The following is a 12500-nucleotide window of genomic DNA, read 5'->3' on the forward strand; positions in this document are numbered from 1 at the left end:
ATAGTTTATCTCTTGTCTAATTCTACGAATTCCCTTAAGTTCTCTCCAACGTAAACTTGACGTGGACGACCAATTGGTTCTTTGTTTAAACGCATTTCTCTCCATTGAGCAATCCATCCTGGCAGGCGCCCTAGAGCAAACATTACTGTAAACATTTCTACAGGAATCCCCATAGCTCTATATATTATTCCTGAATAGAAATCTACATTTGGATATAGTTTTCTATCTACAAAATATGGATCATTTAATGCTTCTTGCTCTAATCCTTTTGCGATATCTAAAATTGGGTCTTCAACTCCTAAGTCATTTAACACTTCATCGGCAGCTTTTTTGATGATTCTTGCTCTCGGGTCGAAGTTTTTATATACACGATGTCCGAATCCCATTAAACGGAAAGGATCATTTTTATCTTTAGCTTTTGCCATGTACTTTTTAGTATCTCCCCCATCTTCTTTAATTGCTTCTAACATTTCAAGTACTGCTTGATTTGCTCCACCATGTAAAGGTCCCCATAAAGCTGAAATTCCTGCTGATAGCGATGCAAATAACCCTGCATGAGAAGAACCTACAATACGTACTGTAGATGTAGAGCAGTTTTGTTCATGGTCTGCATGTAAGATTAATAACTTATCTAGGGCATCTTTAACTATTGGATTTAATTCATACTCGTCATTAGGTTTTTGAAACATCATTGTTAAAATATTCTCAACATAACCTAACTTACGTGAACCGTAATTTAATGGCAATCCTTGTTTCTTACGTAAAGTCCAAGCTACCAATACTGGGAATTTCCCCATTATTTTAACAATAGCTTTATACATATCTTCTTCTGAGTCAACATTAACAGAAGATGGATTAAAAGCTGTTAATGCAGACGTTAACGACGATAATACCCCCATTGGATGTGCATTCTTTGGAAAGGCATCAATAATTTTTTTGATGTCATCATCAACAATAGCTTCATCTAAGATGTCTCCATAAAATTTATCTAATTGTTCTTTAGTTGGTAATTCTCCAAAAATTAACGCATAAGCCACTTCTAAGAAATCTGCTTTTTCTGCCAATTCTTCAATTGAATATCCACGGTATCTTAAGATACCTTCTTCACCGTTTAAAAATGTTATAGCACTTTGGCATGAACCTGTATTCTTGTATCCTGGGTCAATAGTTATAACTCCACCCGTGGCTCCTCTTAAGGCTTTAATATCAATTGCAGTTTCATTTTCTGTTCCTTTTATTAAAGGAAACTCATACGTATTTTCGCCAATTTGTAATTTTGCTATATCTGACATTTTTTACTATAATTTTTTATGATTGAAGTGAGTTGCGAAGATACCATTTTTTGAATTATTTTAAAAGTTAGAATTGATAGATTTTTAATATGTAAAAATCAGTTTATTTTATTAAAAAAAACAAATCTAATCTTACTTATAATACAACGCCTTACCTAGAAGAAAGACACAATTAATTTCTCTTATAAAATTGATTTAATCTTAATTCTCTTATTTTTTCAGACCTTACAAACTTATTTAAGCATACCAAATTCCGTATTCTTTTAGAGTGTGTATTTTTTTCTTGATAACAAATTAATTACACAATATCTTTTATTTAACTCCGTTAACAAAACAACATATATTTTTAGAAAAAATTAATTCAATTCATAAAACCCTTTCACAATGAAAAAAATTAAATTTATTATTGCATTATTATGCATATCAATTCTTGCCGTACAATGTACCAAAGAAGACAATAATTTAACAAGCGACAACGCCCCTATGGGGATTAACTCTCCAAGCATGCTAGAAATTAACAATGCTGAGTGTTACACTGTTGACGGTTTTGGTCCAAACTCTTACTGGGCTGATTATATAGTTAACCAATCTACCACCAATTTTTTAAAAACTGAACACAACGAAGCTGCGAGTTTTTTTGGAATGGGTAATGTACCTTTATACTTAGCAGGTGGAGACGGAACTTTCAATGCTCTTTCTTATTCTAATGGTTATGTAGTATGGGGAGAAGAATTGCTAGCTAGTGCTTTAAATTATGGTAATGTTGCTATTGCTTATGTTGCTGCTCATGAAATGGCACATCAAGTACAGTTTAGAGACAATACCATTCCTAGCGGCAATCATGTTAGTGCTACTGAATTAGAAGCTGATGGTTTTGGAGGATATTTTATCCGTAGAACTTATACTAGTGATTGGAATACTGCAGCGGGTGCTTACAACTTCTCACAAACATTAGCTGGTCCTAATGGAAGTTCTCATGGTACAGCTGCCCAAAGAAGATCTGCTTTTAGGTTAGGTTACTTATTAGGAGATAACGGTACCTATTCTAACAGAAACTTTGATACAAACTTTTTTTACTACTATGACTATTATGTAAAAGATGGTAGATTAAAGTTAGAATTAGTTAAGCCTGCTACTATCGAACAAAGTCAGCACGAGCATATTGTAGCACACTTAGAAGAGTTACAAAAAATTGCTTCAGGAGAAATTTCTGAAGAAGAATTCTTAAACTTAAATTAAAATATAATCGACTAAAATAAACGAATTGAATTGAATTTCAAAGGCTGTTTTATAATTTAAAACAGCCTTTGTTTTTTATACTATTTAGCCTTGATTTGGTTTTTCTTTATCTTCTTCATAATTCTTTTCAAAGCACTATGAATAATAAGGTTTGAGTTTTTTGAAAGCGCATAATCATTATCTTTTTCAGAAACAACTAATTTACCAACTACTGTTTGGCTGTATATTATTTTAAATATGTTTAAATCGTAGATACTAAGTGTCACTTCACCTATGTTTTTTGAAGGATCAGTTAGAGAATTACTTGCCCCTAAAACACCTACTTCATTGGATATATTTTTAGTTCTAATATCAATAAAGTAATCATAACCTGTGCCGTATTTTATATCTTTTAAAATAGATTTATCAAGACTAGGTAAAATATTACTAGGAATTAATAGTCCTTTCATGTTGCTAACTACCAAAAGTCTATTACCTATAAGTTCAGAAAATCGTTCATTTGCCATTTCAGTTAAACCATCTTTTCTAATGTTTTTAAAAGAAGTAACATCATTTAACAACCACTTTCCTTTTCTGAAATCTAATCGTGAATTTACATCTCCAGAATGAGTGTATTTTACCAAATTACAAGACGTAATTACAATAACAGCAAGTAATATGTATAAGTATTTCATATTTCTATAAATCAAACCCTAAATTTAGTTGTAACATTAAGGGGAAAAAACCATGACCTCCATTTACATCAAAATAATAAATAGGTCCCATATCAAATAAAAAGTGAAAGTTTTTACCATATCTACGTTGGATACCCCAAGTAGGTCCGACAGCAAAATCTAAATTATCAGTTACTACATCATCTCCAAAAAGAGTTTTACCTCTTGTTAAAATACGAGCTGATATAAAATTTGCTGAATTGTTGGTTATATTCAAACCTTTAGTTTTACGTTTATCAAAATTATAAAACCATCTCTGTTGCAGGTCTAAAAAAGGGTTTATGGCATATACTAACCCTGTATCTACACCAGAAGCTGAAGAGTGTGGATAACTTCCACTATATCCTATTCCTACCCCTATAGAAAGAGTTGAGTTATTTCCAATAGGCATTTCATATTCAATCCCTGGGTTTAAAAAATTTACTCTCCAAACACGCTGCGTTAGTTGTTCTTGAGAAAATACTGTTGCAACAAATAAGCTACAAATAAGCAGGAATGATTTTTTCATAATTATTTTTTTAGTTCATAAACAACTATATAAAAAGTTAGAAGTGTTTTACCCTACTTTTACTTCTTATATTTAAACTATTTATCAAAAAACAATACTATACTTAACTAAAAAAGCCCGTACTTAAGTACGGGCTTTAAAGTTTATTAAAAAATTATTTTATTTTAAACGCTTTTTCTTTCGGATAATAAGCTACATCTGCCAATTGTTCTTCAATACGTAATAATTGATTGTATTTTGCCATACGATCAGAACGTGAAGCAGAACCTGTTTTGATTTGTCCACAGTTTAATGCTACAGCTAAATCTGCAATGGTATTATCTTCAGTTTCTCCAGAACGATGACTCATTACAGAAGTATATCCTGCATTATGCGCCATGTTTACCGCTGCAATTGTTTCTGTTAATGTACCTATTTGATTTACTTTAATTAAGATTGAATTTGCAATTCCATTCTCAATTCCTTTTGATAAACGCTCAACGTTTGTTACAAATAAATCATCTCCAACTAACTGAACTCTATCTCCTACTTTTTCTGTTAACATCTTCCATCCATCCCAATCGTTCTCATCCATTCCATCTTCAATAGATATAATAGGGTATTTTTCACATAATTCAGCTAAATAAGTAGCTTGTTCTTCTGAAGTTCTTACAGCACCTTTATCTCCTTCAAACTTAGTATAATCATACTGTCCATCTATATAAAACTCAGCTGAAGCACAATCTAATGCAATCATCACTTCTTCTCCAAATTTGTATCCAGCATTCTTGGTTGCTAAGGCAATTGTTTCAATAGCATCTTCTGTTCCTTCAAGCGTTGGAGCAAATCCACCTTCATCACCTACTGCTGTAGATAAATTACGATCATGCAATACTTTCTTTAAGTTATGGAAGATTTCAGACCCTACTTGCATTGCTTCTGTAAAGTTTTGAGCTTTTACTGGCATAACCATAAATTCTTGGAATGCAATTGGTGCATCTGAATGTGAACCTCCATTAATGATATTCATCATAGGAACAGGTAAAGTATTTGCTGAAACTCCGCCTACATAACGATATAATGGTAATCCTAATTCATTTGCTGCTGCTTTTGCTGCTGCTAAAGAAACACCTAAAATAGCATTCGCTCCTAAAACTGATTTGTTCGGAGTTCCATCTAAATCAATCATCAATTGATCGATCATGTTTTGCTCAAATACAGATACTCCTAATAACTCTTGGGCAATAACTGTGTTAACATTTTCAACCGCTTTTAAAACACCTTTACCCATATAATTGTCACCTCCATCACGTAATTCAACAGCTTCGTGTTCACCTGTAGAAGCACCAGATGGTACTGCTGCTCTACCTACGATTCCATTTTCTGTAGTTACATCTACTTCCACTGTTGGATTTCCTCTTGAATCAAAAATTTGACGTGCATGAATGTTTATTATGATACTCATAGTTATTTACTTTTAATATAGATTCCCGTGATTGTTAATTCACGGGAATTTATTTATTATACTTTTTAAAAATTTATGCTTTTACTTTTTTAATGTTCTCAATGAACTGATCAAATAAGTATTCAGCGTCATGCGGTCCAGGACTAGCTTCTGGATGGTATTGTACAGAAAATACATTTTTAGACTTCATTCTAATACCTGCTACAGTATTATCGTTTAAATGTACATGTGTTATTTCCACATCTGGATGCGATTCTGTTTCTTCTCTATTAATAGCAAAACCATGATTTTGAGAAGTAATTTCTCCTTTTCCTGTCAATAAATTTTTAACAGGATGATTAATACCTCTATGACCATTATGCATTTTATAAGTAGAAATTCCATTAGCTAATGCAATTACTTGGTGCCCTAAACAGATTCCAAATAAAGGCAAATCTTTTTCTATTATTTCTTTAGCAGTCTTTTGAGCTTCTACTAAAGGCTCTGGGTCTCCAGGTCCATTAGAAATAAAGTATCCATCAGGGTTAAAATCACTCATTTGTTCGAAACTAGCATTGTAAGGGTACACTTTAATATAAGCGCCTCTTTTAGCTAAGTTTCTTAAAATATTTTTCTTTATACCTATATCTAAAGCTGATATTTTTATTGAGGCATTTTCATCACCTACGAAATAAGGTTCTTTGGTTGATACCTTAGAAGCTAATTCTAATCCTTCCATGTTAGGAATTTCAGCTAATTGCTTCTTTAATTCGTCTATTTTATCTATTTCAGTTGAAATAACAGCGTTCATAGCTCCATTTTCTCTAATGTAAGATACTAACGCACGTGTATCAACATCTGAAATAGCTACTAAATTGTGCTTTTCGAACCAATCGAATAGATTCCCATCTGAATCTACACGAGAGTGTGTAAAACTGAAGTTACGACAAATTAAGCCTGAAATTTTAATTCCTTCTGATTCTACTTCTTCATTATTAACTCCATAATTACCAATATGAGCATTGGTCGTTACCATTAATTGTCCGAAGTAAGAAGGATCTGTAAAAATTTCTTGGTATCCTGTCATACCTGTATTAAAACAAATTTCTCCTGTTGCGGTTCCTTCTATTCCAATAGATTTACCGTAGAAAATAGTCCCATCTGCTAATAGAACTAATGCTTTTTTACGTGTTTTATATTTCATTTAGTGGTGTTGTGTAATTTGTTTGCAAAAATATATAAAAAAAGGGACAAACATTAAATGTTTATCCCTTTGATATAATTTATAAAAATTCTCATTTTTATTCTTCTTCTTGTGAAGTTTGAGTTTCAACAGCTGCAGCTTCAGTTTTCTTCGCTCCACCACGACGGCTACGACGAGTACTCTTTTTAGCTTTGTTTCCTTTTGGATTGTATAACTCGTTGTAGTCAACTAATTCAACCATCGCCATTGGAGCGTTATCTCCTTGACGGTTTCCTAATTTGATTATACGAACGTATCCTCCTGGTCTGTCTGCTACTTTTACAGAAATTTCTTTGAATAATTCTGTAACAGCTTCTTTGCTACGCAAGTAACTAAATACTACTCGACGGTTGTGCGTTGTATCGTCTTTAGATTTTGTAATTAAAGGCTCAACAAACTTACGTAAAGCTTTTGCTTTAGCTTCAGTAGTATTGATTCGCTTGTGCTCTATTAAAGAACAAGCCATATTAGATAACATCGCTTTTCTATGCGCTGTTTTTCTACCTAAGTGATTAAATTTCTTTCCGTGTCTCATGACATTTGGTTTTAGCTCTCATCTTGCTACTACTCTAATTTAGAGGAGCAAAATATGAAAGGTTAATCTTTATCTAATTTGTATTTGCTTAAATCCATTCCGAAATTTAAACCTTTGTTAGCCACTAACTCATCCAATTCTGTTAATGATTTTTTACCAAAGTTTCTGAACTTCATTAAATCGCTTTTGTTAAATGATACTAAGTCTCCTAAAGTATCTACTTCTGCAGCTTTTAAACAATTTAAAGCACGAACTGATAAATCCATATCAACTAGTTTCGTCTTTAATAACTGACGCATATGTAATGATTCTTCATCATAAGTTTCAGTTTGTGCAATTTCATCTGCCTCTAAAGTGATACGCTCATCAGAGAATAACATAAAGTGGTGGATTAAAATCTTAGCTGCTTCTGTTAAGGCATCTTTAGGATTGATAGATCCATCAGTATCGATATCGAAAACTAATTTTTCGTAATCGGTCTTTTGCTCTACACGAAAATTTTCAACAGCATATTTTACATTCTTTATTGGAGTGTAAATAGAATCTGTAAAAATTGTTCCTAAAGGCGCACCAGCTCTTTTATTTTCTTCTGCTGGTACAAAACCTCTACCTTTTTCAATGGTAATTTCAGCATTTAACGTTACTGATTTATCCATGTTACAAATTACTAAATCTGGATTTAGTACTTGAAAACCTGAAATGAACTTTTGTAAGTCACCAGCTGTTAATTGCTCTTGCCCTGATATTGCAATAGAAACTGTTTCTCTATCTGATTCTTCAATCTGCTTCTTAAAACGTACTTGCTTTAAGTTTAAGATAATTTCTGTTACATCTTCTACAACACCTTGAATAGTTGAAAACTCATGATCAACTCCGTCGATACGTAATGATGTAATAGCGAATCCTTCAAGAGATGATAATAATACTCTTCGTAATGCATTACCAACTGTTAATCCAAAACCTGGTTCAAGAGGTCTAAATTCGAATCTTCCTGAAAAATCAGTAGATTCAATCATTATTACTTTATCAGGCTTTTGAAAATTTAAAATTGCCATATTATTTTTCTTCGTTTTAATTGTTATTTAGTTGCGCGGTTTATAAGTGTGAAGAAATACGAATAAACCCTTTGGCTAAATACCAATATGATTAATTTATTACTTAGAGTATAATTCTACGATTAATTGCTCTTTAATGTTTTCAGGAATTTGTAATCTTTCTGGAGCTTTTACAAATGTTCCTGATTTTTGATCTGCATTCCAAGTTAACCACTCGTAAACATTGCTATTAGCTGCTAAAGCATTTTCAATAGCTTCTAACGACTTAGATTTTTCTCTTACTGCTACTACATCTCCCTCTTTTAATCTATAAGATGGAATGTTAACGATATCTCCGTTAACTGTAATGTGACGGTGAGATACTAACTGACGTGCAGCTCTACGTGAATTTGCAACACCTAAACGGTATACTACGTTATCTAAACGAGATTCACATAATTGTAATAAGATTTCACCTGTTACTCCTTGAGAAGCTGATGCTTTTTTGAAAAGGTTACGGAACTGACGTTCTAAAATACCATAGGTATATTTAGCCTTTTGCTTTTCCATTAACTGGATTGCATATTCAGATTTTTTACCTCTTCTTTTACCTACTCCATGTTGTCCTGGAGGGTAATTTCTTTTTTCGAAGTTTTTATCGTCTCCGAAAATTGCTTCGCCAAACTTACGAGCAATTTTAGTTTTTGGTCCTGTATATCTTGCCATTTCTAATTAGTTTAGTAGGGATTATGAATTAAGGCGTACTCCTTCGATAATCTTTTTAATCCTACTGTGTTAAAATACTTAATTTTTCACGCACAAAAGTACGCTAAATAAAGTATAAGTTGAAAATTAATTCAACTTATACTCTTCTTCTTTTAGGTGGACGACATCCGTTGTGAGGAATCGGAGTAACATCAATAATTTCTGTTACCTCAATACCTGAATTGTGAATAGATCTGATTGCAGATTCTCTACCGTTACCTGGTCCTTTAACATACACTTTTACTTTACGTAAACCTGCTTCTTTAGCAACGTTTGCACAATCTTCTGCTGCTAACTGAGCTGCGTAAGGAGTGTTCTTTTTAGAACCTCTGAAGCCCATTTTTCCTGCAGATGACCAAGAAATAACGTCACCTTTTTTGTTTGTTAAAGAAATAATAATATTGTTGAAAGATGCAGTTACGTGAGCTTCACCAACTGACTCTATTACAACTTTACGTTTTTTTGTTACTTTAGACTTTGCCATAATTCTTTACTATTAGTAAAAAATAATCAATGATTATTTTTTCTTGTTAGCTACAGTTTTTCTCTTACCTTTTCTTGTACGAGAGTTATTCTTTGTTCTTTGTCCACGTAATGGTAAACCAAGTCTGTGACGAATACCTCTTTGACATCCGATATCCATTAAACGTTTGATGCTTAATTGAACCTCAGAACGTAACTCACCTTCAATAGTGTAAGTTCCAACTTGCTCACGAATTGCTGCAATTTGATCATCAGTCCAATCTTGAACTTTGATACTTTCATCTATATTGGCAGCAGCTAAAACTTCTTTAGCTCTGCTTCTTCCTATACCAAAGATGTAAGTTAAAGCGATAACACCTCTTTTATTCTTTGGAATATCTATACCTGCGATTCTTGCCATAACTACCCTTGTCTTTGTTTAAATCTAGGATTCTTTTTGTTAATTACATATAATCTGCCTTTTCTGCGTACAATTTTGCAGTCGGCACTTCTTTTCTTTAATGATGCTCTTACTTTCATCAGTGTGTGTTTTTAATATCTGTAAGTAATTCTTGCCTTTGATAAATCATACGGACTCATTTCTAACTTTACCTTATCTCCTGGTAATAGTTTTATATAATGCATACGCATTTTTCCTGAAATGTGAGCCGTAACAATATGTCCGTTCTCTAATTCTACTCGAAACATTGCATTCGATAATGCTTCTGTAATAGTTCCGTCTTGTTGAATTGCTGGTTGTTTAGCCATATTATTTTAATGATTTTCTGTTACTGTTACCTGTTTTCATTAAACCATCATAACGACTGTTTAATAAATACGAGTTTATTTGCTGAATAGTGTCTATTGCAACTCCTACCATAATGATTAATGATGTTCCTCCATAAAACATTGCCCAGTTTTGAGTAACTCCAAACTTTACAATGATTGCTGGTAAAATAGATAAAGCTGCTAAGAAGATAGATCCTGGTAATGTAATTTTCGACAATACTGAATCTAAAAAGTTAGCTGTTTCTTCACCTGGTTTATAACCTGGAACAAAACCATTACTTCTCTTTAAGTCTTCTGCCATTTTATTCGTTGGAATAGTAATAGCAGTATAAAAGTAACTAAAGACAATAATTAATAAAGCAAATATAACGTTATACCATAAACCGTTAATATCAGTTAAACTGTTTAATGCTGGATATTTTTGACCTAATGCTATTGGTAAAAACATAATAGCCTGTGCAAAAATAATTGGCATTACTCCAGCTGCATTCAATTTTAAAGGAATGTACTGTCTTGCGCCATCAACATCTTTAATGTTTGTAACTGCTGTACGACGTGCGTATTGAACGGCTACTTTACGTACTGCTGTAACTAATAATACGGTTAACAAGATTACTACAAACCAAACTATTAATTCGATTAAAATCATCATAATTCCTCCAGCACCTGCAGTTTGCTTAGAAACTAATTCTTGAATAAATGCTGCTGGGAAATTTGCGATAATACCAACGGTAATTAATAATGAAATTCCATTACCAACTCCTTTATCAGTAATACGCTCTCCTAGCCACATTGCAAAAATTGTTCCTGCACTTAAAAGAATGATAGATGATACCCAAAATGTTGCTCCAGTTACTAAGAATGCTTCTTGCGGTAAACCCATTTGGTTTTGGATTACTCCAATGTAGGTTGGTGCTTGAAACAACGTAATAGCAATCGTAAGCCATCTTGTTATTTGCGTAATCTTCTTACGTCCACTTTCTCCATCTTTTTGTAATTTCTGTAAATACGGTACTGCAATACCCATTAACTGAACCACGATTGATGCAGAAATATAAGGCATTATACCAAGTGCCATAACTGACGCTCTAGCAAATGCCCCACCTGTAAATGCGTTTAATAAACCTAAAAGTCCACCGTCAGTACTGTCTTTTAATGCTGATAACTGAGTAGGGTCAATTCCTGGTAATGGAACTGCTGCCATAAAACGGTAAACAGCGATTAAACCTAAGGTTAAAAGTAACTTTTCTTTTAACTCTTCAATCTTCCAAATGTCTTTTAAAGTATTTATAAAATTCATCATTTACAATTCTTATAATGTTACTGCTTCACCTCCTGCTGCTTCAATAGCTGCTTTAGCTGATGCTGTAAATTTATGTACAGTTATATTTAATTTAGCTTTTAACTCTCCACCACCTAATATTTTAACTAAGTCGTTTTTACGAGCTAATCTGTTTTCTACTAAAACGTCTAAATTAACTGTATCTGTTATCTTTCCGTTATCTACTAATGATTGTAACTTGTCTAAATTTACACCAACATATTCTTTACGATTAATGTTAGTGAAACCAAATTTAGGTACACGTCTTTGAAGTGGCATTTGCCCTCCTTCAAATCCTATTTTACGAGAATAACCAGAACGAGATTTAGCTCCTTTATGTCCTCTTGTAGAGGTACCTCCGTGACCAGAACCTTCTCCACGAGCGATTCTTTTACCGCTTTTTGTAGATCCTGCTGCTGGTTTTAAGTTGTGTAAACTCATCTTTATATTGTCTTATTTAATTTCTTCTACAGAAACTAAGTGTGAAACTTTACTTACCATACCCAAAATTGTAGCTGATGCTTCATGCTCTACAGTTTGGTTCATTTTACGTAAACCTAACGCCTCTAACGTTCTTTTTTGATTTTTAAGGCGACCGATTTGACTTTTTACTTGTGTAACTCTAATTTTACTCATCGTCTTAAATTTTAACCGTTAAAAACTTTCTCTAAAGATATACCTCTTTGCTTAGCAATTGTAGCAGCACTACGTAATTGTAATAAAGCATCAAAAGTTGCTTTTACTACGTTGTGAGGGTTTGATGATCCTTGAGATTTTGATAATACGTCTTTAATACCTACAGCTTCTAATACTAAACGTACAGCACCTCCGGCAATAACCCCGGTACCGTGTGAAGCAGGCTTGATGAATACTTTTGCACCACCAAATTTACCTTTTTGTTCGTGTGGTAATGTTCCATCTAAAATAGGAATACGTACTAAATTTTTCTTTGCATCTTCAACTGCTTTTGCAATTGCAGAAGAAACATCTTTAGATTTCCCTAATCCGTGACCTACAACTCCATTACCATCTCCAACTACTACGATTGCAGAGAAACCAAATGCTCTACCTCCTTTAGTTACTTTGGTAACACGTTGTACACCAACTAATTTATCTACAAGCTCTAATCCGCTTGGTTTTACTCTTTCTACGTTTTTATATCCTAACATAATATAA

Annotated in this window: 17 protein-coding genes; 1 reads left to right on the top strand and 16 read right to left on the bottom strand. The window is 33.0% G+C overall.

The genetic code is table 11. From position 1 onward, the window contains the following. Nucleotides 1-5 precede the first annotated feature (5 nt). The gene (locus tag ACXIHB_RS05755) at nt 6-1292 is read right to left on the bottom strand and encodes a citrate synthase (protein WP_073181419.1); all 1287 of its coding nucleotides are present in this window, start codon (nt 1290-1292) and stop codon (nt 6-8) included. A gap of 384 nt (nt 1293-1676) precedes the next feature. Between ACXIHB_RS05755 and ACXIHB_RS05760 the strand changes: the two genes are divergently transcribed. After that, nucleotides 1677-2531: a neutral zinc metallopeptidase gene (locus ACXIHB_RS05760; RefSeq protein WP_156167071.1), complete on the top strand. Its 855-nt coding sequence runs from the start codon at nt 1677-1679 to the stop codon at nt 2529-2531. Between the two features lie 80 nt (nt 2532-2611). Here ACXIHB_RS05760 and ACXIHB_RS05765 read toward each other — a convergent pair whose 3' ends face one another. The 15 genes from ACXIHB_RS05765 to rpsE all read right to left on the bottom strand — a co-directional run bounded on the left by ACXIHB_RS05765 (nt 2612) and on the right by rpsE (nt 12496). Continuing rightward, entirely contained in the window at nt 2612-3205 is a 594-nt protein-coding gene (locus ACXIHB_RS05765; protein ID WP_462099160.1) for a hypothetical protein, read from the bottom strand. 4 nt (nt 3206-3209) lie between these two features. After that, nucleotides 3210-3752, bottom strand: coding sequence for a hypothetical protein (locus tag ACXIHB_RS05770; RefSeq protein ID WP_462099161.1), 543 nt, complete (start codon nt 3750-3752; stop codon nt 3210-3212). Nucleotides 3753-3906: 154 nt separating this feature from the next. After that, the gene (gene eno / locus ACXIHB_RS05775) at nt 3907-5196 is read right to left on the bottom strand and encodes a phosphopyruvate hydratase (protein ID WP_159490047.1); all 1290 of its coding nucleotides are present in this window, start codon (nt 5194-5196) and stop codon (nt 3907-3909) included. 73 nt (nt 5197-5269) lie between these two features. Then, nucleotides 5270-6379 (bottom strand): glutamine-hydrolyzing carbamoyl-phosphate synthase small subunit, encoded by a 1110-nt coding sequence (gene carA / locus ACXIHB_RS05780; RefSeq protein ID WP_462099162.1) that lies wholly within the window; start codon nt 6377-6379, stop codon nt 5270-5272. Between the two features lie 97 nt (nt 6380-6476). Next, complete coding sequence (gene rplQ, locus ACXIHB_RS05785) at nt 6477-6953, bottom strand: 50S ribosomal protein L17 (RefSeq protein ID WP_047789815.1); 477 nt, start codon at nt 6951-6953, stop codon at nt 6477-6479. Between the two features lie 62 nt (nt 6954-7015). Continuing rightward, a complete protein-coding gene (locus ACXIHB_RS05790; RefSeq protein ID WP_047789816.1) occupies nt 7016-8008 on the bottom strand; it encodes a DNA-directed RNA polymerase subunit alpha in 993 nt (330 codons plus the stop codon). 99 nt (nt 8009-8107) lie between these two features. Further along, nucleotides 8108-8713 carry a 30S ribosomal protein S4 gene (rpsD, locus tag ACXIHB_RS05795; RefSeq protein WP_047789817.1) on the bottom strand — a complete coding sequence of 202 codons (606 nt, stop codon included), beginning with the start codon at nt 8711-8713 and terminating at the stop codon, nt 8108-8110. A gap of 136 nt (nt 8714-8849) precedes the next feature. Next, the gene (gene rpsK / locus ACXIHB_RS05800) at nt 8850-9236 is read right to left on the bottom strand and encodes a 30S ribosomal protein S11 (protein WP_047789818.1); all 387 of its coding nucleotides are present in this window, start codon (nt 9234-9236) and stop codon (nt 8850-8852) included. 33 nt (nt 9237-9269) lie between these two features. Beyond that, on the bottom strand, nt 9270-9635 hold the full coding sequence (rpsM, locus tag ACXIHB_RS05805; protein WP_047789819.1) for a 30S ribosomal protein S13: 366 nt from the start codon (nt 9633-9635) through the stop codon (nt 9270-9272). A 2-nt stretch (nt 9636-9637) separates the two neighbouring features. Next, entirely contained in the window at nt 9638-9754 is a 117-nt protein-coding gene (gene ykgO, locus ACXIHB_RS05810; protein WP_010181906.1) for a type B 50S ribosomal protein L36, read from the bottom strand. 12 nt (nt 9755-9766) lie between these two features. Continuing rightward, nucleotides 9767-9982, bottom strand: a complete 216-nt coding sequence (gene infA, locus ACXIHB_RS05815; protein WP_024740627.1) for a translation initiation factor IF-1 — start codon at nt 9980-9982, stop codon at nt 9767-9769. A 1-nt stretch (nt 9983) separates the two neighbouring features. After that, the gene (gene secY, locus ACXIHB_RS05820) at nt 9984-11303 is read right to left on the bottom strand and encodes a preprotein translocase subunit SecY (RefSeq protein WP_047789820.1); all 1320 of its coding nucleotides are present in this window, start codon (nt 11301-11303) and stop codon (nt 9984-9986) included. Nucleotides 11304-11315: 12 nt separating this feature from the next. Continuing rightward, the gene (rplO, locus tag ACXIHB_RS05825; protein ID WP_047789821.1) at nt 11316-11765 is read right to left on the bottom strand and encodes a 50S ribosomal protein L15; all 450 of its coding nucleotides are present in this window, start codon (nt 11763-11765) and stop codon (nt 11316-11318) included. 12 nt (nt 11766-11777) lie between these two features. Further along, the gene (rpmD, locus tag ACXIHB_RS05830; protein ID WP_047789822.1) at nt 11778-11960 is read right to left on the bottom strand and encodes a 50S ribosomal protein L30; all 183 of its coding nucleotides are present in this window, start codon (nt 11958-11960) and stop codon (nt 11778-11780) included. Between the two features lie 11 nt (nt 11961-11971). Next, nucleotides 11972-12496, bottom strand: a complete 525-nt coding sequence (gene rpsE / locus ACXIHB_RS05835) for a 30S ribosomal protein S5 (protein ID WP_125064354.1) — start codon at nt 12494-12496, stop codon at nt 11972-11974. Nucleotides 12497-12500: the final 4 nt, after the last annotated feature.

The organism is Tenacibaculum sp. IMCC1 (assembly GCF_054906355.1).